25 protein-coding genes are annotated in these 22,452 nt (G+C 73.1%); 9 read left to right on the top strand and 16 right to left on the bottom strand.

Going from position 1 to position 22,452, the window contains the following annotated elements; genetic code table 11:
- Positions 1 to 11: 11 nt before the first annotated feature.
- Both ACQUQD_RS34550 and ACQUQD_RS34545 read right to left on the bottom strand, forming a co-directional pair.
- Positions 12 to 752, bottom strand: a complete 741-nt coding sequence (locus tag ACQUQD_RS34550; RefSeq protein WP_428956112.1) for a glucose 1-dehydrogenase — start codon at positions 750 to 752, stop codon at positions 12 to 14.
- Positions 753 to 772: 20 nt separating this feature from the next.
- Entirely contained in the window at positions 773 to 1,441 is a 669-nt protein-coding gene (locus ACQUQD_RS34545; protein WP_428956111.1) for a hypothetical protein, read from the bottom strand.
- A gap of 281 nt (positions 1,442 to 1,722) precedes the next feature.
- On the opposite strand from ACQUQD_RS34545, the gene ACQUQD_RS34540 reads away from it, so the two are divergent.
- Together ACQUQD_RS34540 and lnt are read left to right on the top strand one after the other, a co-directional pair.
- Positions 1,723 to 2,193, top strand: a complete 471-nt coding sequence (locus tag ACQUQD_RS34540; RefSeq protein WP_428956110.1) for a nuclear transport factor 2 family protein — start codon at positions 1,723 to 1,725, stop codon at positions 2,191 to 2,193.
- A gap of 139 nt (positions 2,194 to 2,332) precedes the next feature.
- Entirely contained in the window at positions 2,333 to 3,907 is a 1,575-nt protein-coding gene (gene lnt, locus ACQUQD_RS34535; RefSeq protein ID WP_428956109.1) for an apolipoprotein N-acyltransferase, read from the top strand.
- Positions 3,908 to 3,916: 9 nt separating this feature from the next.
- Here lnt and ACQUQD_RS34530 read toward each other — a convergent pair whose 3' ends face one another.
- Both ACQUQD_RS34530 and ACQUQD_RS34525 read right to left on the bottom strand, forming a co-directional pair.
- Positions 3,917 to 4,822 carry a Gfo/Idh/MocA family protein gene (locus ACQUQD_RS34530; RefSeq protein WP_428956108.1) on the bottom strand — a complete coding sequence of 302 codons (906 nt, stop codon included), beginning with the start codon at positions 4,820 to 4,822 and terminating at the stop codon, positions 3,917 to 3,919.
- A gap of 78 nt (positions 4,823 to 4,900) precedes the next feature.
- Positions 4,901 to 6,142, bottom strand: a complete 1,242-nt coding sequence (locus ACQUQD_RS34525) for an FAD-dependent monooxygenase (protein WP_428956107.1) — start codon at positions 6,140 to 6,142, stop codon at positions 4,901 to 4,903.
- Positions 6,143 to 6,297: 155 nt separating this feature from the next.
- Between ACQUQD_RS34525 and ACQUQD_RS34520 the strand changes: the two genes are divergently transcribed.
- On the top strand, positions 6,298 to 6,915 hold the full coding sequence (locus tag ACQUQD_RS34520) for a TetR/AcrR family transcriptional regulator (protein WP_428956106.1): 618 nt from the start codon (positions 6,298 to 6,300) through the stop codon (positions 6,913 to 6,915).
- Positions 6,916 to 6,995: 80 nt separating this feature from the next.
- A complete protein-coding gene (locus ACQUQD_RS34515; RefSeq protein ID WP_428956104.1) occupies positions 6,996 to 7,463 on the top strand; it encodes a hypothetical protein in 468 nt (155 codons plus the stop codon).
- Positions 7,464 to 7,480: 17 nt separating this feature from the next.
- Here the strand turns inward: ACQUQD_RS34515 and ACQUQD_RS34510 are convergent, their stop codons facing one another.
- From ACQUQD_RS34510 to ACQUQD_RS34480, 7 genes are all read right to left on the bottom strand, one after another.
- Complete coding sequence (locus tag ACQUQD_RS34510) at positions 7,481 to 8,032, bottom strand: hypothetical protein (RefSeq protein WP_428956103.1); 552 nt, start codon at positions 8,030 to 8,032, stop codon at positions 7,481 to 7,483.
- An 88-nt stretch (positions 8,033 to 8,120) separates the two neighbouring features.
- Positions 8,121 to 8,804: a uracil-DNA glycosylase gene (gene ung, locus ACQUQD_RS34505; protein ID WP_428956102.1), complete on the bottom strand. Its 684-nt coding sequence runs from the start codon at positions 8,802 to 8,804 to the stop codon at positions 8,121 to 8,123.
- A 129-nt stretch (positions 8,805 to 8,933) separates the two neighbouring features.
- Positions 8,934 to 10,436 (bottom strand): ABC transporter substrate-binding protein, encoded by a 1,503-nt coding sequence (locus ACQUQD_RS34500; protein WP_428957726.1) that lies wholly within the window; start codon positions 10,434 to 10,436, stop codon positions 8,934 to 8,936.
- Positions 10,437 to 10,664: 228 nt separating this feature from the next.
- Positions 10,665 to 11,432, bottom strand: a complete 768-nt coding sequence (locus tag ACQUQD_RS34495) for an SDR family oxidoreductase (RefSeq protein WP_428956101.1) — start codon at positions 11,430 to 11,432, stop codon at positions 10,665 to 10,667.
- A gap of 17 nt (positions 11,433 to 11,449) precedes the next feature.
- Positions 11,450 to 12,211 carry a 3-oxoacyl-ACP reductase FabG gene (gene fabG, locus ACQUQD_RS34490; protein WP_428956100.1) on the bottom strand — a complete coding sequence of 254 codons (762 nt, stop codon included), beginning with the start codon at positions 12,209 to 12,211 and terminating at the stop codon, positions 11,450 to 11,452.
- Between the two features lie 157 nt (positions 12,212 to 12,368).
- Entirely contained in the window at positions 12,369 to 12,752 is a 384-nt protein-coding gene (locus ACQUQD_RS34485; RefSeq protein ID WP_428956099.1) for a DUF3037 domain-containing protein, read from the bottom strand.
- Positions 12,749 to 13,561 (bottom strand): HipA family kinase, encoded by an 813-nt coding sequence (locus tag ACQUQD_RS34480; protein ID WP_428956098.1) that lies wholly within the window; start codon positions 13,559 to 13,561, stop codon positions 12,749 to 12,751. Before ACQUQD_RS34480 ends, ACQUQD_RS34485 begins: the two co-directional genes overlap by 4 nt.
- 108 nt (positions 13,562 to 13,669) lie before the next feature.
- On the opposite strand from ACQUQD_RS34480, the gene ACQUQD_RS34475 reads away from it, so the two are divergent.
- Positions 13,670 to 14,122: a Rieske (2Fe-2S) protein gene (locus ACQUQD_RS34475; protein ID WP_428956097.1), complete on the top strand. Its 453-nt coding sequence runs from the start codon at positions 13,670 to 13,672 to the stop codon at positions 14,120 to 14,122.
- On the opposite strand, the gene ACQUQD_RS34470 is transcribed toward ACQUQD_RS34475, so the two are convergent.
- Positions 14,109 to 14,750, bottom strand: coding sequence for a cysteine hydrolase (locus ACQUQD_RS34470; RefSeq protein ID WP_428956096.1), 642 nt, complete (start codon positions 14,748 to 14,750; stop codon positions 14,109 to 14,111). The two genes, ACQUQD_RS34475 and ACQUQD_RS34470, sit on opposite strands and share 14 nt — an antisense overlap.
- A 121-nt stretch (positions 14,751 to 14,871) precedes the next feature.
- On the opposite strand from ACQUQD_RS34470, the gene ACQUQD_RS34465 reads away from it, so the two are divergent.
- Positions 14,872 to 15,339, top strand: coding sequence for a pyridoxamine 5'-phosphate oxidase family protein (locus tag ACQUQD_RS34465; protein ID WP_428956095.1), 468 nt, complete (start codon positions 14,872 to 14,874; stop codon positions 15,337 to 15,339).
- A 55-nt stretch (positions 15,340 to 15,394) separates the two neighbouring features.
- Here the strand turns inward: ACQUQD_RS34465 and ACQUQD_RS34460 are convergent, their stop codons facing one another.
- Positions 15,395 to 16,312 carry a LysR family transcriptional regulator gene (locus tag ACQUQD_RS34460; RefSeq protein WP_428956094.1) on the bottom strand — a complete coding sequence of 306 codons (918 nt, stop codon included), beginning with the start codon at positions 16,310 to 16,312 and terminating at the stop codon, positions 15,395 to 15,397.
- Positions 16,313 to 16,387: 75 nt separating this feature from the next.
- Between ACQUQD_RS34460 and ACQUQD_RS34455 the strand changes: the two genes are divergently transcribed.
- Positions 16,388 to 17,341 (top strand): DMT family transporter, encoded by a 954-nt coding sequence (locus ACQUQD_RS34455; RefSeq protein WP_428956093.1) that lies wholly within the window; start codon positions 16,388 to 16,390, stop codon positions 17,339 to 17,341.
- A 19-nt stretch (positions 17,342 to 17,360) separates the two neighbouring features.
- On the opposite strand, the gene ACQUQD_RS34450 is transcribed toward ACQUQD_RS34455, so the two are convergent.
- Complete coding sequence (locus tag ACQUQD_RS34450) at positions 17,361 to 18,692, bottom strand: aminotransferase class I/II-fold pyridoxal phosphate-dependent enzyme (protein WP_428956092.1); 1,332 nt, start codon at positions 18,690 to 18,692, stop codon at positions 17,361 to 17,363.
- A 37-nt stretch (positions 18,693 to 18,729) separates the two neighbouring features.
- Here ACQUQD_RS34450 and ACQUQD_RS34445 point away from each other — a divergent pair, with 37 nt between their 5' ends.
- Both ACQUQD_RS34445 and ACQUQD_RS34440 read left to right on the top strand, forming a co-directional pair.
- The gene (locus ACQUQD_RS34445; protein WP_428956091.1) at positions 18,730 to 19,413 is read left to right on the top strand and encodes a pyridoxamine 5'-phosphate oxidase family protein; all 684 of its coding nucleotides are present in this window, start codon (positions 18,730 to 18,732) and stop codon (positions 19,411 to 19,413) included.
- On the top strand, positions 19,413 to 20,057 hold the full coding sequence (locus tag ACQUQD_RS34440; protein WP_428956090.1) for an FMN-binding negative transcriptional regulator: 645 nt from the start codon (positions 19,413 to 19,415) through the stop codon (positions 20,055 to 20,057). Before ACQUQD_RS34445 ends, ACQUQD_RS34440 begins: the two co-directional genes overlap by 1 nt.
- A 9-nt stretch (positions 20,058 to 20,066) precedes the next feature.
- Here the strand turns inward: ACQUQD_RS34440 and ACQUQD_RS34435 are convergent, their stop codons facing one another.
- Together ACQUQD_RS34435 and ACQUQD_RS34430 are read right to left on the bottom strand one after the other, a co-directional pair.
- Positions 20,067 to 21,005, bottom strand: coding sequence for a DMT family transporter (locus tag ACQUQD_RS34435; RefSeq protein ID WP_428957725.1), 939 nt, complete (start codon positions 21,003 to 21,005; stop codon positions 20,067 to 20,069).
- A gap of 363 nt (positions 21,006 to 21,368) precedes the next feature.
- On the bottom strand, positions 21,369 to 22,385 hold the full coding sequence (locus tag ACQUQD_RS34430; RefSeq protein ID WP_428956089.1) for an EamA family transporter: 1,017 nt from the start codon (positions 22,383 to 22,385) through the stop codon (positions 21,369 to 21,371).
- Positions 22,386 to 22,452: the final 67 nt, after the last annotated feature.

Genomic DNA, 22,452 nt, shown 5'->3' with positions numbered 1-22,452 from the left:
TCCGGCCCGCTTCAGCGACCGCCTGCCACCCGTAGGACGGTTCCCGTGGTGTACGCGGCCTCGTCGGAGAGCAGCCAGGCGATGGCCGCGGCGATCTCCTGCGCGGTGCCGGGGCGGCGCAGCGGGATGCCGGGCGCCGACTGCGCGGCCCGGTCGGGCGCGCCGCTCGCCGCGTGGAACTCGGTGTCGATGATGCCCGGCGCCACCGCGTTGACCCTGACGCCGACCGGGCCGAGCTCCTTGGCGAGGCCGAGGGTGAGGGTGTCGACGGCGGCCTTGGACGCGGCGTAGTGGACGTAGTCGCCGGGGCTGCCGAGGGTGGCCGCGGCCGAGGACAGGTTCACGATGGCGCCCGCTCCGGCGGCGCCCATGTCCCGGGCGGCGCGGCGGCAGCACAGCAGCACGCCGAGGACGTTGACGTCGACGACGCGGCGCAGTTCCTCGGCGCTCGTCTCGGCGAGCGGGCCGAGCGCGGAGCCGACGCCCGCGTTGTTCACGAGACCGGTGAGCGGCCCGAGCCGGTCCACCGCCTCGTCGAACATCCGCTCCACGTCGGCCTCTTGGGACGTGTCCGCGCGGATGAGGGCGCAACGGGCCCCGGCGGCGGTCACGGCTTGCGCGGTCCGTTCCGCCGCGTCCTTGTCGTGGACGTAGGAGAGCGCGATGTCGTGGCCGTCGCGTGCGAGGCGCAGCGCGGTCGCGGCGCCGATGCCTCGGCTGCCGCCGGTGACAAGGGTGGTGGGGCGGGTCAAGGGGGCCTCCCGGACGGTGATCATGTCGCGCGGGGTGCACCGTACCAGCGCCATTTCCCTACGCGATCACGCCCCGGGAGGTCGCCCCGGCCGGTCAGCCACAGCAGGGCGGGCCAGGGTGCGGCGTCGTCGGGGGCGTCCGGGAAGAGCCGGCGCAGCGACCGGTCGCAGAGGTCGGCGGGCGGCGCGAAGTCCGCGACACCGAGTCCCCGCGTCAGGTCGTGCGCGTGCAGCAGCGTCTCGACGACGCCCATCGCGGCGAAGCCCTCGGGATCGCTGACCCCGAAGACGTGATGGGCGCGCGCGCTCGCCGGTGTCACCCGCGTGACGGCGGCGAGCAGCCCGCCGCAGGACACGAGCACCTGGAGGAGTCCGGCCGGTCCGGCCTCCGGGTCGGCGGTGATGGTGTTCGCGGGCCCTTCGGGGCGGCGCCGCGACCAGCCGAGGGGTTCCCGGTCGTCCGTCGAGGGGCGCAGTGAACCGATGCGGGCCGCGTACCAGAAGAGGTCGTCCGCGAGGTGTTCGCCGGTCTCCCAGCAGGTCCACTCCAGCGAGCCGGCCGGGACGTCCCAGTCGGCGTCGAGGGCGGGGCGCAGCGCGGTCACGGCGAGTTCGACGGCCTGCGCCACGTCGTCGCCGGTGACGGGCCCCGGAGCCTGGGTCGCCGAGGTGTTCGAGTCTGCTGACATGGGGCGACCGTAGCAGCGATGCGCACGGCCGCCCCGGGGATTTCGGCCCGGCCTCAGGCCTTGCCCTGCCCCGCCTTCTTGGCGATGCGGCGCCTTTGACGCGGCGTCAGTTCCTTGCGGCCCGTCTGCCGCGCGTACACATCCTTGCGATCGGCGTTCTTCACCAACTACCTCCGCAACAGGGTGAGTTGACCGGTACTGCGGTGACCGTATGGTACGCGCGGGCATTCGGATCGCGCATGCCTCTTGGCTGTGCGCACCGCGGGCTCGACACTGACCCGATGACACAGCGTGTGGAACTCGCGACAGTGATGGACCGGCTCGCGGTCGACGAGTTGGTGACCGACTACGCGGTGGCCGTGGACGACGGCGACTGGGCGGCCTACCGCGCACTGTTCGCGCCGGACGGCCGCGCCGACTACCGGGACGCCGGCGGCGTGGAGGGCAGCGCGGAGGAGATCGCGCGCTGGCTGACGTCGACGATGGAGATGTTCCCGATGCGGCAGCACCTCATCGTGAACCGGCGGGTGCGGTTCGGAGCGCTCGACCGGGACGTCGGCGACACGGCCCGGGTCCAGGCCGACTTCATCAATCCCATGCGCTTCGCCGGTGAGGGCACGGCGCCGGACTTCGTGTGCGGCGGCCGGTACGCCTTCGGTCTCGTCCGCACGCAGCACGGCTGGCGGCTGCACCGGGTGACCGTCCACGAGAAATGGCGGCGCACCCCGGAGCACGCTCCCGCCGGCGCGTGACCGTCTTCCGCCCTTTCGACCGGTACCCGATGTCGCTCATTTCGACCGGTGCCCACTGTCGTTGATCGCTTCCGGCGCGCACACTGAAGGCACGTGGCGGGTGCCGTCGGGTGTCGTACGAGCAGGGAGGCGCGGGCCCATGGAGCGATGGCGGCAGCGGCTCGGCGCGTCGCCCTGGTGGCGCGGCGCGGCGGCGGCGTCGGCGGGTGCGCTGCCCGCCCTCGCCTTCCCGGCACCGTCACTGTGGTGGTGCGCCTATGCCGCGCTGGTGCCGTGGATGCTGCTGGCGCGCTCGGCGGGTACGCCGCGCCGCGCGGCCCTGGACGGCTGGCTCGGCGGCCTCGGGTTCATGCTGGCGGTGCACCACTGGCTGCTGCCGAGCCTGCATGTCTTCACCGTCGTGATCGCCGCGCTGCTCGGTGCCCTGTGGGCGCCGTGGGGGTGGCTGGTGCGCAGAGTGCTGCACGGCACTCCCTCACCGGGCCGGGCGGCGGCCGCGCTCGTGGCCGTGCCGTCGGGCTGGCTGATGGTCGAACTGGTCCGTTCCTGGCAGGGGTTGGGCGGCCCGTGGGGCCTGCTCGGGTCCAGCCAGTGGCAGGTGACACCGGCGCTGCGGCTCGCTTCGGTGGGCGGCGTCTGGCTGGTGAGTCTGCTCGTGGTGACCGTGAACACCGGGGTCACGGTCCTCGTGGTGGCGCGCGGGGCGCGCACCCCGGCGGTGGCCGGGCTGGTCGCGACCGTCACCGTCACCGGTGCGGCCTGGGCGTGGGCTCCGCGCCCGGCGACCGACGGGCAGGTGCGCATCGCCGTGGTGCAGCCGGGCGTCATCGCCGGCGCCGACAGCGGCGAGCGCCGCTTCGACCGCGAGGAGGCGCTGACCCGCCGGCTCGCCGGGCAGGACGTCGACCTGGTGGTGTGGGGCGAGAGCAGCGTCGGCTCCGACCTGGCCGACCGGCCCGATCTGGCCCGCCGGATCGCGGGGCTGTCCCGCGCCGTCGACGCGGACATCCTCGTCAACGTGGACGCGCGCCGCCCCGCCTCCGGCGCCGCGGGCCAGGGCATCTACAAGAGCTCGGTGCTGATCGGCCCCGACGGCCCGACCGGTGAGCGCTACGACAAGATGCGGCTCGTCCCCTTCGGCGAGTACGTGCCCGCGCGCTCACTGCTCGGCTGGGCGACCTCGGTCGGCAAGGCCGCGGGCGAGGACCGGATGCGCGGCACGCGCCAGGTCGTCATGGACGTGCGGCACGGGTCGCGGGACCTGCGGGTCGGTCCGCTGGTCTGCTTCGAGTCCGCGTTCCCCGACATGACGCGCAGTCTGACCCGGGACGGGGCGCGGGTGCTGCTCGCGCAGTCGTCGACGTCGACGTTCCAGCACAGCTGGGCGCCGGAGCAGCACGCGTCGCTCGGCGCGGTGCGGGCCGCGGAGACCGGCCGTCCGATGGTGCACGCGACACTGACCGGGGTGTCGGCGGTGTACGGCCCGGACGGGCGGCGTGCCGGTCCCTGGCTGGGCACCTCGCGGAGCGGGGCCCGTGTCTACGACGTACCGACCGCGCACGGCAGCACGCTGTACGTCCGCTTCGGCGACTGGCCGGTGCACGCGGCGGTCACGGTCCTCGCGGTGCTGGCCGCGACGGAGGCGGCGCGCCGGCTCCGTCGCCGGGCGGCGGCGTCCGAAGTACCGGCCGCCCAGGTCTCGCACGGCCGCTGAGGAACGGGGTCAGGCCGCGAGGCGCTGCACCTCGCGCACGACCCGCTCGCACAGCTCGTGCGTGGCCAGCGCGTCGCGGGCACTGAGCACCCGGCCCGCGCGGACGGCGTCGAGGAAGGCGAGCACGACCTGCTCGATACCGCGCTGGCGGGCGACGGGCACCCAGTCGCCACGGCGGCGCACGGTCGGCTGCCCCTTGTGGTCGACGACGTCGGCGAGATTGATCACCTGCCGCTTGGTGTCCTGTCCCGAGACCTCGAGGATCTCCTCGGTGGAGCCGCTGAGCCGGTTCATGACGCCGAGCGCGGTGAAGCCGTCACCGGCGAGCTGGAGGACGACGTGGTGCAGCAGGCCGTCCTCGACGCGGGCGCGCACGGTGACGTCGTCGACCTCGCCGGGCACGAGGAACCGCAGCGTGTCGACGACGTGGATGAAGTCGTCGAGGACCATCGAGCGCGGTTCCTCGGGCAGCCCGACCCGGTTCTTCTGCATCAGGATCAGCTCGCGCGGGTGCTCGACGCACTGCGCGTACCCGGGTGCGTAGCGCCGGTTGAAGCCGACGGTCAGACTGACACCGCGCTCCTCGGCGAGGGCCACCAACCGCTCCGCATCGGCCAGTTCATAGGCGAGCGGCTTGTCGACGTACGTGGCGACGCCCGCCTCCAGCAGACGCGTCACGATCTCGGGGTGCACGGCGGTCGGCGCGTGCACGAAGGCCGCGTCGAGCCCCTGGGCGAGCAGCGCGTCCAGCTCGGTGTGGCGCTGCGCGGCCGGGATGTGGTGCTCGTCGGCCACGCGGGCGAGGGTCGCGGGCGTCCGGGTCTGCAGATGCAGTTCCACCCCGGCCTGCGTGGTGAGCACGGGCAGATAGGCCTTCTGCGCGATGTCCCCGAGTCCGATGCAGCCGACCTTCACGTTCCCGTACTCCTCTGTAGCCGTACCCCGTCGCGTCCGGGCAGCATACGGGGAGGTGACCGCGGGGCGCGCCCGGCGCTACACCCGCTCCCCCGGCACCGCGTCGCGCGCGTGGGGCCGCCGCTGCGGGGGCCGCCAGTCCGCGATGCCGTCCAGGCCGCGCAGCATCAGCGTGGGCCCGACGAGGCCGGCGGCGCGGATCACGCCGTTGCGCAGGGCGATGCCCGGCCGGTTGCCGAGCATGTTCACGCGGCTGACCGTCATCGCCCTGCGCGCGATCATCGCGGTGCGCGGCTGTCGCGCCCGGGTGTATCCGGCCAGGTCCGGTGCCGCGTCGGGGGCGGCGTGGTGGGCGAGGACGACCGCGTCCTCGATGGCCTGGTTGCCGCCCTGGCCCAGCGTCGGCGCCATGGCGTGCGCGGCGTCGCCGAGGAGCGCGACCCGGCCGCGGTGGAAGGCGGGCAGCGGTTCGGCGATGTGGTGGACGTCGTGACGCAGCACCCCGCCGGGTTCGACCGCGTCGAGGATCGCGGGGATCGGGTCGTGCCAGCTCCCGTACAGGCGCCGGAGTTCCGCCCTCTCGTCGCCGTCCGCCGCGGTGCGCCCCGGGGGGAGCATGGCGGCGGCGTACGCGTAGATCGTGCCGTCGGCGAAGGGGTGCGTGCCCCAGAGGCGGCCGGGCCCCCAGGTCTCGTGCTGGACGAAGGGGCGGCCCAGCGGCGGTACGAGGACACGCCAGGTGGTGAACCCGGAGTACGCGATGCCGGGGTGCTCCGGGAAGAGGGCGCCGCGCACGGCCGAGTGGATCCCGTCGGCGCCGACGACCAGCTCCGCTTCCAGGTCACCCTGCGGGGTGACGACCCGGGCGGGCCGCGCCGGGTCGCCCGGATCCCCGGCGTCGGCGAGCCGCGCCCCGGACGCCGTCCGCACGATGTCGGCGGGCAGCCGGGCCGCCAGCTTCTCGATCAGGGTCGCGCGGTGCAGCAGGACGAGGGATCTGCCGAACCGCTCGGCCGCGAGCCCCGGATCGGCGCGCGACAGCCAGCGGCCCTTGGGGGTGAGCAGGCCGCCGTCCCCCGTCCAGGCGGCGAGCGAACGGATCTCGTCGCCGAGCCCGACGACGTCGAGGGCGCGCTGAGCGTTGGGCGCGAGGGAGATGCCCGCGCCGACGGGCTTCAGTTCGCGCGCCCGCTCCAGGACGGTCACCCGCCAGCCGCGCAGGTGCAGCGCCAGCGCCGCGGTGAGTCCGCCGATCCCGCCGCCGACCACGACGGCCCTGGCCTGCCGCGCCCCCGGTCGGGTGTCTCCGGTGGCTGTCATGACGCCTCCCATGGCATGGAACGACCCCCTTCACTACACCTGTAGTGAAGTCACGCCACGACCGTACTACAGCTGTAGTGGCATCGACAGACCGCGGCTGACTCCGCGACCGTGACGGCCACTACATCTGTAGTCATCGCGATAGGTTGTCCCTCATGTCCCGCACGACCGAGCCGCACGATCCCGCGGCCGCCGCTTCCCGCCCCGACCGGATCGCCGACGCCGCACTCGTGCTGCTCGCGGAGCGCGGGATGCGCGGCCTGACGCACCGCGCGGTCGACGAGGTCGCCCACCTGCCGCAGGGCTCGACGTCGAACTACGCCCGCACCCGGCTCGCCCTGCTCGAAGCGGCCGTACGGCGGCTCGCGGCGCGCGAGGGCCGGGTGCTCGCCGTGGACGAACTACCCAGCCCCACGGATGGCCTGGCCGCCCTGATCGACGGCATGGCTCTCGCCCTGCACCGCTACCTGACCCAGAACCCCCAACTCCTGATCTGCCGCTACGAGTTGGCGCTCGAAGCCACGCGCCGCCCCGAGCTGCGCACGTTCTTCGACGACACGGGCAGCCAGTTCCGTCGCCCCCTGACGGAACTCCTGCGCGCGGCGGGCTCGCGGGACCCCGAGCGGCACACCCTGTCCCTGGTGGCGTGGACCGAGGGCACGATGTTCTCGTGCGTGGCGGGCTCGTTCAGCACCGCGGTACCGAGCCTCGCGGAACTGCGACGGGGATACGGGGAGTTGCTGCACGGCATGCTCGGCTCAAAGGACGCCTGAGGCATCCACCGTCACCCGTGCGGGGCAACCTCGCCCCCTACGGTTCCCCCACCGCGGTCGCGTCCAGCAAAGTGGCGCGGGTGCCCAGAAAGTCCAGCTCAGCCACGCTCCTGCTGTCGGCGGCCGCCGCCGTCACCGCTGCCACCGCGTCCGGCTGCATGAGCGTCCACGCCCCGCCCGCCCCGGCCACCCCCTCGCCGTCCGTCACGGCTCCCGCGCCCCGCCCCGACGGCCACGCCGACCGGCCGCTGGTCCAGGCCCCCGCACGGGAGGCCCTGGAGCGCACGGGCCCCTCGCCCCACCGCGGCGCCGCCGGCCCGCGCACTGAGGCCCCGCCGCCCCCGCGTCCGGCCGCACCACCCCGGCGCGCGGCGCCGGAAGCCGCGCCCCACCGCACGGCCGCCACCAGGCCCGAGCCGGAGCCCGCCCGGACCACCGCACCCGAAGCTCCCGCCCAGACCGATGTCTGCGCGCTCGGCCGCCAGTACGGCGGCTGGGACCCGGACAGCCCGCAGTCCGTCATCTGTCAGGACGCCTACGGCAGTTGACGCCGCCGGCCGCCCGGTCAGGAGCTGCGGCGCGGCGGGCCCAGCGGCTCGCCGCCCGGGCGGCCGCCCTCGTCCGAGTCGTCATCGTCGGCCGGCAGGGCCGACACCCGCAGCTCGAGCCGGGTGAGGGCGGCGCGCACCCCGTCCCCGTACCCGTCGTCCCCGAGCGTCCCGACCGTCGCGCGGGCCCGTGCCAGATGGCTGCGGGCCGCGCCGGGGCGCCCCAGCTTCACGTAGTCCGCCGCCAGATTGAGGTGCAGCGACGGATACAGGGCGCGCAGCGCGAGGGACGCCTCGTCCGCCTGCGGCCGCTCGTCGGCGGGCCCGTCGGCGGCGGACAGCGCGCGCAGGTCCCAGGCCAGCTCGTCGGCAGGATCGTCCTGGGTGTCGGCCATGTAGTGCGCGAGGGTGCAGCGGTGCAGCGGGTCGCCGTTCTCGCCGATCTCCGACCACAGGACGAGGAAGCGGTCCCGCGCCTCCTCGCGGTCCCCGGCATGCGCCAGCATGACCACCTGCCCGATGCGGGTCATCATGGTGTCGTCCGCCGCCTGCTCGCGCCGCTGTGCCACTGGCTCCTCCAAGCTCACCAACCGGTCGGGTGCCGATCACGGCTTCCGACGCTAACGGCCGCCACCGGCAATCCCGATCAGGCGCGGCTCAGCCCAGATCCGGGATGCGCCAGTCGATCGCCTCGTGGCCCTGGGCCGCGACCGCCGCGTCGATCTGGGTGAAGGGCTGCGAGCCGAAGAACTTGCGCGCGGACAGCGGCGAGGGGTGCGCGCCCTTCACGACGATGTGCCGCTCGGTGTCGATGAGCGGGAGCTTCTTCTGCGCGTAGTTGCCCCACAGGACGAAGACGGCCGGGTCGGGGCGGTCGGCGACGGCCCGGATCACCGCGTCCGTGAACTTCTCCCAGCCCTTGCCCTTGTGCGAGTTGGCCTCGCCGGCCCGCACCGTCAGCACCGCGTTCAGCAACAGCACGCCCTGCTCGGCCCACGGCATCAGATATCCGTTGTCCGGGATCGGGGTGCCGAGCTCGGCCTGCATCTCCTTGTAGATGTTGCGCAGCGACGGCGGCGTCTTCACGCCGGGCCGCACCGAGAAGCACAGCCCGTGCCCCTGCCCCTCGCCGTGGTACGGGTCCTGGCCCAGGACCAGCACCTTGACCCGGTCGTACGGCGTCGCGTCCAGCGCGGCGAAGACCTGCTCGCGCGGCGGGTAGACGGGACCCTTCGCGCGCTCCTCCTCGACGAACTCGGTGAGCTCCTTGAAGTAGGGCTTCTGCAGCTCCTCGCCGAGGACGCCACGCCAGGACTCGGGCAGCATCGCAGTGTCGGTCACGTCAACAACCTCCGGGGTACGGGCACTTGCACGCCCGTGCGCGCGTCACCACGCGCACGGCCGCTTCGTCACCCAAGAACCTACCGGCGTCCACTGACAATCACGGTCCCGCCCGGGGACCGCCCGGCCTCACCAACTGGTCTTGCGCTGCAGTTCCCACATCATCATGATCGTCGACGGATCGAGGGCGCGTTCGCCGCCCGAGATCTCGTCGCTGGCCGCGATGTACTGCTTGCCCTGCCACAGGGGCAGCAGCCGGGCGTCGTCCGCCATGATCTGCTGGGCCCGCTCGAACTGCCGGACCGTCGCGCCCCGGTCGCTCTCGCCGCGCGACTGCGGCAGGATCTGGTCGGTGATCTCGGGCGACACGTAGGGCGTGCTCACCGCGTTCTCCTCGCCCACGAAGGGCGCGATGAAGTTGTCGGCGTCCGGGAAGTCCGGGAACCAGCCACGTCCGAACACCGGGTACTCACCGTTGCGGTAGCCCTGCTCGTACGTCTTCCACGGCCGGCTCTTGAGCGTCACCTTGAACAGCTTGGACGCCTCCAGCTGCTTCTTGAGGGCCTCGAACTCGGGGGCGGTCGCCGATCCGTAGCGGTCGGTGGTGTACCAGAGCGTGAGCGGCACGGGCCCGGTGATGCCCGCCTTGGAGAGGATCGCGGCCGCCTTGGCGGGGCTGGGATCGCCGAAGTCGTCGAAGAAGTCCGTGGAGTGGCCCGCGAGCCCCTTGGGGACCATGGAGTACAGCGGTTCGACGGTGTCCTTGTAGACCTCGTGCGAGATCGCCCCCCGGTCGACGACCTGCGCGACGGCCCGGCGCACCGCGCGCTTGCCCGCCCACGGGTCCTTCGGGTTGAAGACGAGGTAGCTGATCTCCGTGCCCGCGCCCTCGACGAGCTGCAGGCCGTCGCTGTCGTTCTTGCCCTGGAGGTGCACGACGTCCTCGGCGGCGAGGCCACGGAAGGTCGCGTCGATCTCCTTGGACTTCAGGGCGGTGACCATCTCGGAGGAGGTCTTGAAGTAGCGAATCGTCACTGCTTCGTTCTTGCGGTCGGCGAACCCCTCGTACTGGGGGTTCTTGACGAGTTCCGCCTTCTCGCCGTCCGTGTAGGCCTGCAGCGAGTAGGGACCGGACCCGGTGACCTTGCCGTCCGTGCGCAGTTCCTTGGCCGGGTACTCGTCGGGGTCGACGATCGACATCGCCGGCGTGGCGAGAACGAACGGGAAGGTCGCGTCCGGCTTCTTCAGGTGGAACGTCACGTCGCGGTCGCCCCGCGTCTCGACGCGGTCGAGGCTGCCGAGCAGTCCGCTCGGCCCGCCCTTGACCTTGATGGCGCGGATCCGGTCGATCGAGTACTTCACAGCCTCAGCGTCGAGCGAGTCCCCGTCGGAGAACTTCATGTCCTCGCGCAGCCGGCAGTGGTAGACACGGTTGGCGTTGTCCTTGAAGGAGCACTCGGCCGCGTCGGCCTCCGGTTCCGCGGCGCCGGAGGGGAAGGCGACCAGGGTCTGGTAGACGTTGCGGAACAGCTCCCAGGAGCCGTCCCAGGAAGCCGCGGGGTCCAGCGTGCTCGGGGCACTGGTGGTCCCCACCACGATCGGATTCTCGTCCTCGGAGCCACCGGTCTGCATCAGCCCGCACCCGGCGAGCAGGGCTATGGACGCAGTCGCCGCCAACGTGCGGGGGGCAAGCAACCGTTTGAACACGCGCACGCTCCTCGATCGGCCATGCCATGGGTCGGCAGACAATATCGCAGTGCCCCGCCGGATCAACTGCTTGATCCGACGGGGCACTTCATGCGCGAGGACGTTTGTCTGGCGATGTCAGCCGACGCCCATATTGCTCGGGTCACACATTGATCACGCGACGCCCGCGTTGAGGAAGATGCCGCCGTCCACGACGAGCGTCTGGCCGGTGATCCAGTCGGCCTGGTGCGAGGTCAGGAACGCGGCGGCGCCGCCGATGTCCTCGGGCACCCCGAGCCGGCCGAGCGGGTAGGCGGCCGCGGCCTCGGCCTCCCGGCCCTCGTACAGGGCCTGCGCGAACTTGGTCTTCACGACCGCCGGGGCGATCGAGTTGACCCGCACCTTCGGCGCGAACTCGTGCGCCAGCTGGAGCGTGAGGTTGACCATGGCGGCCTTGCTCATGCCGTACGCGCCGATGAACGGCGAGGCGGAGACGCCGGCCACGGACGCGATGTTCACGATCGCGCCGCCGTTCTCCTTCTGCCACGCCTTGTACGTCTGCTGGGCGAAGCCGAGCGCGGAGACGACGTTGGTCTCGAAGACCTTGCGCGCCACGTTCAGGTCGAGCTCGGCGATGGGCCCGAACACCGGGTTCGTACCGGCGTTGTTGACGAGGAAGTCGACGCGGCCGAACGCCTCCATGGTGCGCTCGACGGCGGCGGCCTGGTGCGCCTCGTCGTGGGCCTTTCCGGCTACGTAGATGACGCGCTCGGAGCCGAGGGTCTCCACGGCCTCCTTGAGCGCGTCCTCGCCGCGTCCCGTGATGCAGACGCGGTCGCCGCGGGCGACGAGGGCCTCGGCGATGCCGTAGCCGATGCCGCGGCTGGCGCCGGTGACGAGGGCGACGTTGCCGGACAGGGGCGGGAGTTCTGAAGTCGTCATGTCCGTTGCCTCCGGGCTTAGTTGAGCGGTCCGCCGGCCACGTACATGACCTGGCCGGAGACGAAGCCGGCCGCCTCGCCGGTGAAGAAGGCGATGGCGTTGGCGATGTCCTCGGGGCGGCCCACGCGCTGCACCGGGATCTGCGTGGCGGCCGCGGCCTGGAAGTCCTCGAAGCCCATGCCGACGCGCTCGGCGGTGGCGGCGGTCATGTCGGTGACGATGAAGCCGGGGGCGACGGCGTTGGCGGTGACGCCGAACTTGCCGAGCTCGATCGCGAGGGTCTTGGTGAAGCCCTGCAGACCGGCCTTGGCGGCGGAGTAGTTGACCTGGCCGCGGTTGCCGAGCGCCGAGGAGGACGACAGGTTCACGATGCGGCCGAACTTCGCGTCCACCATGTGCTTCTGGACGGCCTTGGACATCAGGAACGCGCCGCGCAGGTGCACGTTCATGACGGTGTCCCAGTCGGAGGCGCTCATCTTGAACAGCAGGTTGTCGCGCAGGACGCCCGCGTTGTTCACGAGGATCGTCGGCGCGCCGAGCTCCTCGGCGATCCGTGCGACGGCGGCCTCGACCTGCGCCTCGTCGGAGACGTCGCAGCCGACCGCGAGGGCCTTGCCACCGGCGGCGGTGATCTTCTCGACGGTGTCCTTGCAAGCGGCCTCGTCGAGGTCGATCACGGCGACGGCGCGGCCCTCTTCGGCCAGACGGATCGCGGTCGCGGCGCCGATACCGCGCGCGGCTCCCGTGACGATCGCTACGCGCTGCTCAGTGGTGGACATGCTCTTCGGTCTCCTCGCCCTAGAGGGCGGCCGCTCCGCTCCAGTGCGGGTGAGCGACCGCTTAGTACCCTGTGCGTGTGACGCTAGAAGCCCTGACACCCGGTGTCAACGTACCCACCGGGTGCCCCTGATCACTCGCCGTGCCGGACCGGCGCGCTCAGCGCACCAGCTGGGCGAGCAGACGCTCCGCCTCGGCGGCCGGATCAGCCGTCAGACCGGTGTGCACGGGCCCCGGCTGCACCACCGTCGAGCGGGGTGCGATCAGCCAACGGTAGCGGCGCCCCGCGTCGTCGTCCGCGGCCTGTCCGGCGCTGTCGCCGCCGCGGCAGTGCCGTTCGACGGCGTGGAGCACGGCGCGCACGCCGGCCACGTCGGCCTCGGGGTCGAGCGCCAGGAGCCGGGACTCGTCGAGATGCGTGAGCGCGGTGACGAACGACCTGGCCCGGCAGTACACGACGACGCCCGCGTTCATCTGCTCGCCTCGCTCGACGCGCGGCACGACCCGCAGCAGGGCGTACTCGAAGACATCGCGCTCGCTCATCGGTCCGCTCCTTCGGTGATCCAGCCGGTCGTGCGCGGCGTCCGGGCCGCGCCGCCCGCCGGCAGGTCGATGCGCTCGTGGACGGTCGCGGCGCGCTCCGCCAGCGTCTCGACGTAGGCCCGCCGCACCGCGTCGGGGTGGTCGAAGCCCGGCTCGTCCGCGAGCCAGACGTCGGGCACGTCGGCGGCGGCCCGCGCGAGGAGGTCCTCGGTGACGCGCGGCGCGAGTTCGGCGGCGGCCGCCTCGACATCGGGTCCGAACGGGGCGAGGGCGTGATCGGTCGCGTCGTACGGCCTGGCGGCCCAGGCGGGTGCGCCGCGCCAGTTGTGGTGCCAGATCATGCTCGCGCCGTGGTCGATGAGCCACAGGTCACCGCGCCAGACCAGCATGTTGGGGTTGCGCCAGGACCGGTCGACGTTGTTGATCAGCGCGTCGAACCAGACGACGCGGCCCGCCTCCAGGGGATCGACGGCGTACGCGAGCGGGTCGAAGCCGAGTGCCCGCGGCAGGAACCGCATCCCGAGGTTGGTGCCGCCGCTCGCCTTGAGCAGCTCCTGCACCTCGGGGTCGGGTTCGCCGAGACCGATGACGGGGTCGAGGTCGAGGGCGACGAGGTCCGGCACCCGGAAGCCGAGGGCCCGCGCCAGCTGTCCGCAGATCACCTCGGCGACGAGCGTCTTGCGGCCCTGTCCCGCGCCGGTGAACTTCATGACGTACGCGGTGAGATCGTCGGCCTCGACCAGGCCGGGAAGCGATCCGCCCTCCCTCAATGGAGTGACATATCGGGTCGCCGTGACTTCGGTGAGCATGCGCCCAGGTTATGAGATCGGCGAGACGTTGAACGCTCCGGGATCACGGCACGTACGGGAAAGTACCCCCACGGGATCCAGGTCCGCCCATCGAAAGGAACCGAGAGCATGACCGCTTCGCAGGAGACCGCACCCACGGGCCCGGCGCCCGCTCGCCGGACCGTCGTCGCCGCGGTCGGCGCCGCGGGGATCGCCGCGGCGCTGACCGCCTGCGGTTCGAAGGACGGCTCGTCCGAACCGGCGGGCAACGCCTCGTCGGCCGGCGGCGGCGGGAGCGAGGAGCTCGCGAAGACCTCGGACATCCCGGAGGGCGGCGGCAAGATCTTCGCCGACGCCGGCATCGTGGTGACCCAGCCGAAGAAGGGCGAGTTCAAGGGGTTCACCAGCACCTGTACGCATCAGGGGTGCGCGGTGACCAAGGTCGAGGGCGGCACCATCGACTGCCCGTGCCACGGCAGCAAGTTCTCCATCGAGGACGGCAGCGTGAAGAACCCGCCGGCGACGCGGCCGCTGCCCGAGAAGAAGATCACGGTGACCGGGGACTCGATCAGCCTCGCCTAGGGCGCTTCCACGCGGCGAGCACGTCCGGGGTCGCCGTGACGGTGGCGACGAGGGCGAGCGTGTTGCGGATCATCGCGGGGGTGTAGTCGGAGGGCACCCCCGCGATCGCGTCCTTGGGGACGACGACGGTGTAGCCGAGGTTCACGGCGTCGAACACCGCGTTGGGTACGGCCACGTTGGCGGAGACTCCGGTGACGACGAGGGTGCGGCAGCCGAGGTTGCGCAGCAGCGGGTCGACGTCGGTGCCCGCGATCGGCGAGAGACCGTGCAGCCGGCGTACGACGAGGTCCTCGTCGGCGACCTCGATCGGCGGGGCGATCCGGACGGCCTTGGATCCCGAGAGCTGTTGCACGGGGAGGCGTTCGGCGGCACGGAACAGGCGGCCGTTGCGGTTCGCGCCGCGTCCGTCGGGGCGCCGCTCGGCGACGGCGTGCAGCACCTGCACCCCGCTCTCGTGGGCGGCGGCCACGAGCCGCGCCACGTTCGCCAGCGCGCCAGACGTGCGGGCCTCCTTGGCGAGTTCGGGCAGGGCGCTGTCGGTGCCGACGACGCCCTGCTGGCACTCGACGGTCAGCAGCACGGTGCCCGCCGGTTCGAGCAGTTCGGCCAAGTCCTCGCGCGTCGGCATGGTTCCCCCTGTAGGTCCGGCCGGTCCAGGGTGCTGGAGACTAGTGACCATTGCGCGCGGACGGAAGAGGCCGCATGCTGCTTTCCTGACGCATCGTCAGCCAACGGACCGGGGAGTGCCCATGACCGTCACCCAGCGCCGGGGTCGCAGGATCATGATGACCTCGCAGGAGCTGGACACGTTCCTCACCGAGCAGCGCACGTGCCGGGTGGCCACGGTGTCGGCCGACGGCACCCCGCACGTCAGCCCGCTGTGGTTCGTCTGGGACGGGACGTCGCTGTGGCTGTACTCCCTGGACCGCAGCCGCCGTTGGGCCGATCTGCGGGCCGACGGGCGCGTGGCCGTGGTGGTCGACGCGGGCGAGGAGTACGGGGAGCTGCGCGGCGTCGAGCTGTCCGGGCGCGTCGAGTTCGTCGGCGAGTCCCCGCGCACCGGCGAGCCGTGCCCCGAACTCGACGCGCTGGAGCCGCTGTTCGCGCGGAAGAACTTCGGCATGGCCGAGATGTTCCACGACGGCCGCCACGCCTGGGCCCGGCTGACCCCCGACAAGATCGCGTCGTGGGACTTCCGCAAGCTGGCGGATCTATAGGGACGCGGATCTGCAGGGACGCGGACCTGTAGGACAAGGGCGCACCCCGGCCCCCTCAGCCCTCGGCGGACTGCCCCAGATCGGCCCCAGCCTTCTGCAGCGCCTCCACGGCCGCCCGGATCGAGGGCCGGCGGTCGGCGTCGGCACGCCACACCACGTACACATGGCGCCGCACCTGCTGCCGCACGGGCACGGTCACCACGCCCGGCGGCATCGGATCACGGCCGAGCAGCGGCGCCACGCACACCCCCAACCCGGCCGACACCAGGCCGAGTTGGGTGTGGGTCTCGGCGGCGCGATGGCCGACCTGCGGCTCGACACCCTTGGCGCGCAGCGTGAACAGCAGCCATTCGTGGCAGAACTCGCCCTCTCCCCAGGTGATCCACTCGTCGTCGGCGAAGTCCTCCAGGCCGACCTCGTCACGGCCGGCGAGCGGGTGCCCGGCGGGCATCGCGATATCGGCCGGGTCGTCGAGGATGCTCGCCTTGACCAGGCCGTCGGGCAGCGGCATCGGCTTGTTGTACCAGTCGAGCACGATCGCCAGGTCGAGGTCGCCGCGGATCACCCCGGCGACTCCGGCCTCCGGCTCCAACTCCTGCGAACGCACGCGAAGTTGGGGATGCGCGGCGCGCAGCGCGGAGAGCGCCGCGGGGAACAGCCCGCGCGCCGCGGTGGGGAACGCGGACAGCCGCAGCTCCCCCACCACCTGCCCCCGCTGCGCCTCCAGGTCGGACTGGGCCAGCTCGACCTGCGACAGGATGCGCGCGGAGTGCTCGGCGAGCAGCCGTCCCGCGTCGGTCAGCCGCACCCCGCGGCCGTGCTTGGCGAGCAGCTGCTGACCGACCTCGCGCTCCAGCTTGGCCATCTGCTGCGAGACGGCCGAGGTCGTGACGTGCAGCGCGTCGGCGGCGCCGCTCACCGATCCGTGCCGGGCGAGCGCGTCGAGGACGCGCAGCCGCTCCAGGTTCAACATGTAAGGGATGCTAAGCGATATCCCGCAAGAAGTCTCGCTTGTGCTACGAAGAGCGGGGGCGCGATCCTTACGTCCATGAGCACCGTCAGCGCCGCCCGGACCGCAGCGCCCTCCGCGTCCCCCGCCCCGGCCACCTCCCCCGCGCGCCGCGCCCTCGACTGGCGCGTCCGCTTCGGCGTCCTCTCCCTGATCTGGGGTTTCAGCTTCCTGCTCATCAAGGTGGGCACGCAGGGATACGCCCCGTTCCAGGTGACGCTGGGGCGGCTGGTGTTCGGCACGCTGGTGCTCGCGGCGGCGATGGCCGTGAAGCGGGAGCGGCTGCCGCGCGGCGCCCGCACCTGGGGGCATCTGACGGTCGCGGCGTTCCTGCTGAACGCGCTGCCGTTCTCCCTGTTCGCCTTCGCCGAGGAGACGATCCCGTCGACGCTGGCCGGGATCTGCAACGCGACGTCGCCGCTGTGGGGCATGGTGCTGTCCCTGGTCGCGCTGTCCGAGGACCGGCCGACCCGGCGCCGGGTCGCCGGCCTGGGCATCGGATTCCTGGGGGTGCTGACGGTCCTCGGCATCTGGCAGGGCTTCCACGGTCTGGACGTGACGGGCACGGCGATGGCCCTGCTCGCGTCGTTCAGCTACCCGGTCGGGTGGATCTACGTCCGCCGCACGCTCGCGCACACGGGCCACTCGCACCTGTCGATGACCGGCGCACAGCTCCTGCTCGCCACGGTCCAACTGGCCTTCGTCACACCGCTGTTCACGTCCTGGCCGAGCCGGTTCGGCATCGTCCCGCTGCTCGCGATCATCGCTCTGGGCGCTCTGGGCACCGGCGTCGCGGTCCTCATCCAGTACGGCCTGGTCGCCGAGGTCGGCCCGACGACCGCGCAGATGGTCACGTACTTCATCCCGGTCATCGCCACCGCGGCGGGCGTCGCCGTGCTCGGCGAGTCGCTGAGCTGGTCGACGCCGGTCGGTGCGGTGATCGTGCTGGCCGGCGCGGCGCTCACCCAGTCGCGGGCCCGGGCCCGCTCCTGACGGAACCGTCGGGCCCGCGTCAGGCGTAGGAGCGTGCCGGCGCGGGCCCGACGGCCGCCGCCACGACGTCCGCGACGGCCTCGATCTCCTCGACGGACAGCCGGGACACGGTGATCCGCACACCCGGCCCGGCGTTCATCCGGAACCGGGCGCCCGGCGCGACCGCCCACCCCGCGTGCAGCAGCCGCGCCACCGAGCCGGTCTCGTCGGGGACCGGGATCCACACGTTCATCCCGCTGCGACCGTGCGCCTCGACGCCCCGCTCGGCGAGGGCCGCGATCAGCGCGTCGCGCCGCTTCCCGTACGAGGCCGCGACCGCCCGCGCGTCCACCGCGCCGCTCGCCCACAGGCCGGTCACCGCCCGCTGCACGATGCGGCTGACCCAGCCGGGCCCGAGCCGCTGCCGGCCGCGCACCCGGTCGACGGTGGCGGCGTCGCCGGTGAGCACCGCGAGCCGCAGGTCAGGACCGTACGCCTTGGCGACGGAGCGGACGAACGCCCAGTGCTGGGTGACACCGGCCAGCGGGTGCAGCGGCAGGTCGACGATGCCGTGCCCGTGGTCGTCCTCGATGAGCAGGACCTCGCGGTGCGCCTCCAGTACGTCGCGCAACGCCTTCGCGCGGGCCGCACCGACCGCCGCACCGGTGGGGTTCTGCGCCCGGCCGGTCACCACGAGGGCCCGCGCCCCGTCGCGCAGCGCCCGCTCGACCTCGTCCGGCAGTGGTCCGTCGTCGTCCACGCCGACCGGCACCAGGCGCAGGCCGAGCGCGGGCACGAGGTCGAGCATGCTGCCCCACCCCGGGTCCTCGACGGCGACCGCGTCACCGGCCTTGAGGTGCGCGGCGAGCACGCGCTCGATCGCGTCCAGCGACCCCGAGGCGACGGCCACCGGCCCGTCCGGCACCCCGTCGGAGTCGAAGCCCGCCCGCGCCCGGCGCACCAGTTCCGGCTCCAGCGGGTCGTCCCCGTAGAGCACCGGATCGCGGTCCGCGACGGCGGCCGCGGCGGTGAACGCCTCGACGAGCGAGGGCAGCAGCGCGGTGTCCGGATTCCCGTCGGACACGTCCCGCACACCGGTCGGCACGTCCACCCGGATGTGCTCCCGCGCGGTGGTCGCCGGCTTCGGGCGCACCCGGCTGCCCCGCCGGCCCGCGGTCTCGATGACCCCGCGCTCGCGCAGGGTGCGGTACGCGGCCGCGACGGTATTGGGGTTCACCCCGAGCTGCTGCGCCAACTCCCGCATCGGCGGCAGCAGTTGCCCCGGCTCCAGGCCTCCGTCGGCCACCGCGCGCTCGACGCTCGCGGAAATCTCCGCGGCACGACGCCCCTTGATCGGATACTCTTCTAGCACAAACCACAGTTTGCACTAGTGCAATGGAGTTCGCAACATGAGCGTGGCCCCCGAGCAGCAGGCGACCGACACCGCCTACGTCCCCACGGACCGCACCGTCCCCACCCGCTCCAAGGACCGTGCCGCCTACGACCGCGCCCAGGTGCACGCGATACTCGACGAGGCGTACGTCTGCCATCTCGGCTTCGTGCGCGACGGCGCCCCGGTCGTGCTGCCCACCCTGTACGGCCGGGTGGGCGAGCGCCTCTACGTGCACGGGTCGACGGGATCGCGGCCGCTGCGCATGGCCGGACAGCAGGACCCGGGTCTGCCGGTCTGTCTCACCGTGACGCACGTCGACGGACTGGTGCTGGCCCGCTCCGCCTTCCACCACTCCATCAACTACCGCTCCGTGGTGATCCACGGCACCGCGCACCAGGTCACGGACCCGGACGAGAAGCGGCTCGCCCTCGACGCACTCGTGGACCACGTGGTGCCCGGCCGGTCCGCCGACTCGCGTCCGGCGAACGCCAAGGAACTCGCCGCGACGGCCGTGCTCAGCCTCGACCTCGCCGAGGTCTCGGCGAAGCTGCGCACCGGCGGCCCGAACGACGAGCCGGAGGACCTGGACCTGCCGCACTGGACGGGCGTCGTCCCGCTGCAGCGGGGGTACGGCCCGCTGATCCCGGCGGACGACCTCGCCGACGGCATCGAGGTCCCCTCCTACCTGCGGGACCTGTGATGCTGATCCACCCGTGGGACGCGGCCCGCGACGCCGCCGAGTGGCAGCAGTGGCTGGCCGCCCACGACTTCGGGCAGCTCGCGGTGAACGGACTGCCGGGCGAGCCGCCGTTCGTGCAGCCCCTGCACTTCGCGTACGACCCGTCGTCGGGCGGGGAGTTCGGCGAGGTCGTCGCCCATCTCGCCCGCCCGAACCCGGTGTGGCCCGCGCTCGACGCGAGCCCCGAGGTGCTGCTCAGCGTCGTCGACGACTACGCGTTCGTGCCGGGCCCGTGGCAGGCGCTGCCCGGCGCCCCGGCCGAGCACGGGACGCCGACGAGCGTGTACAGCGCTGTTCAGCTGCGGTGCACCGCCCGTGTCGTGGACGACCCCGAGGAGAAGGCCGCGCTGCTCAACCGTCAGGTGGGCCACTTCCAGCCGCCCGGTCTCTCGGCGACCGCGGCGGTGGGCGAGGCCCCGTACGGGCGCATGCTGCCCGGGATCCGCGGCCTGCGGCTCGAAGTGACCGATGTGCGGGCCAAGTTCAAGTACGCCGGGCACAAGCCGGAGGAGGTCCAGGACCGGATCGCCGCGGGGCTCGCCGAGCGCGGCGGGCCCCGGGACGCCGCCGCGCTGGCGGTGCAGCGGCGGCGCCGGGGCGCGTGAGCCGTCGGCTCAGTGCGGGGAGCGGGCCTCCGCCACGGCGAGCCCGAGGACCGCGGCCAGCATCAGCACCGTGCCCGCCACGGTGGCCGCGGTCAGCCGTTCGCCCAGCAGCGTCACGGCGATGACGGCCGCGCCCACCGGTTCGAGCAGCATGATCACGGACACGGTGGCGGAGCGCACGACCGCCGCCCCCGCGAAGTACAGGGCGTAGGCCAGCGCCGTCGGCATGGACGCCATGTAGGCCAGCAGGCCCAGGACCTCCACGGGGTGCACCGTGTGCGGGACCAGGCCCTCGGCCGCGCCGAACGGCAGCAGCGCGAGCGAGGCGACCGCGAACGTGCCCACGGTCGTGCCGAGTTGGTCACCGGCCCGGCCCGCGCGCCCGAACCACCGGGTGAGCAGTGTCATCACGGCGTACCCGGCCGCGGAGACGAGGGCCCACAGCACGCCCAGCGGGCGCACGGTCGCGCCCCCGCCGCCCAGGATGAGCACCGCGAGGCCGCCGAGGGCGCCCGCCACGGCGATCACTCCGCCGCGGCCGAGCCGCTCCCCCATGGTCAGCCGCGCGCCGAGCGCGATGAGCACCGGGCCCGCGCCGAGCGTGACGACGGTGGCGACGGCGAGCCCGGTCACCGCGACGGCGGCGAAGTAGGCGGTCTGGAACACGGTGAGGCACAGCCCGAGCACACCGAGCCGGACGGCTTTGGGGCCCAGCGGTTCGGTGGGGCGCGGGACGGGCCGGCGCCGCAGTGCCCGGGCTGCCGCGAGCAGCACCAGGCCTCCGGCGCACCGCCAGAACGAGAGGGCGGCGGGCCCGAGGTCGCTGTGCCGGAACACGAGGGAGGCGGCGGCGCCCGCCGTGCCCCAGGCCAGGCCGGCGACGGCCAGGTACAGCAGGCCGCGGGTCAGCGGGAGTTGCGGAGCGGGATGGAGCGGGGAACACGGCACGGCTGAGCCGACCGGGACTGCATTCGACACGTGGATCTCCACGGAGAAGGGACCCGCCGCGGCGGGTGCCGGGAACACGGACCGTCGTCGGCGGACGGCCGGGCCCCGGCCGAGCCGGGGATCCACGTTCGGGAGGGGCCGCCCGCGCCAGGGCCCGACGGGCGGATCCGTCCGGTCACGGAGAGATCGGCACCCGTCATCGGGAGGTCCGGCGCGGCACGCGGCACCGTACGGACCGGCCACCGGTCGGTGACGGTCACGGTGCGGCGGATCGCCGGACAGCCCGGGTCCGGCCGGTGGCCGGACCGGCCCTAGACGGCCGGCGGCGGCAGGACGAGTGCGCGTGAATGCATGATCGTCACCCTAGACGGCGCTGCCCGAGCGGGACAACGCGGTTTCCGGCTCGGCGGCGGAGGGCTGCTCCTGCCCCGCCGGCTTCGACGACTGCGCGATGAACGCGCCGATGAGCACCACCGCGCCGCCGAACAGTTGCGGCGCCGAGAGGTGTTCGCCCAGCAGGACCCAGGCGAGGACGGTCGCGATGACCGCCTCCAGGCAGGCCACGACACCGGCGACCTGCGGCGAGAGCCGCCGTACGGACACCACGCCGGTGACGTACGCGAGGACGGTGGCGATCAGCACGATCCAGCACAGCAGCAGCCAGGCGGGGACGGACGTGCCGTTCATGGCGGCTCTGCCCGCGAGCACGGACCAGTCCATGCCCCACGGGCGGGCGATGACGGTGAGGACGGCGGCGCCGATCAGCAATCCGTACGCGATCACGCCGAACGGATCGGGCACCTCGCCGCCGGAGTCGCCCGCGTCGCTGCCCTGGTCGGACAGGACGAAGTAGCCGACCTGGCAGCAGGCCGCGCCGAGCGCGAGGAGCAGGCCGAGCAGGTCGAAGCTGAGCCCCGACCAGACCTCGACCACGCAGGCGAGCCCGCCGACGGCGAGGACCACACCGAGCGCGGCGGCCCGGGTCACGGGCTTGCGCTGGACGAAGCGGACCCAGCCGAGGACCAGGGCGGGCGCCAGGTACTCGATGAGCAGGGCCACGCCGACGGGGATGCGGGAGATCGCCGCGAAGTAGCAGGCCTGCACGCCCGCGACGGCGAGCAGCCCGAAGCCGACGAGCAGCAGGGGCCTGCGGCGTACGAGCGCGCGGTGCCGCCAGGCGACCGGCAGCATGACGAGGGCCGCGCCGGCGACGCGCAGCCACACCACGGAGAGGGAGTCGAGACCCGCTTCGATCAGCGGTTTGGCCGCGACGCCCGATCCGCCGAACGCGAGCGCGGAGACCAGGGCGAGCCCCGGTCCGAAGCCGCGCCCACTGGTTTCCTGAATCCCCTGAGACCCCTTTGACCCGTGCACCGGCACATCATGACAGGGACGGTCAGGACCGTCACTCCCGATGACCCCTGTCTCACAGGGCGGACGGGGCCGC

It is taken from the genome of Streptomyces sp. cg35 (genome assembly GCF_050410835.1).
GTDB lineage: Bacteria > Actinomycetota > Actinomycetes > Streptomycetales > Streptomycetaceae > Streptomyces.
Note: the sequence above shows the minus strand (reverse complement) of the source record. Positions and strands in the feature narration are given on the sequence as shown.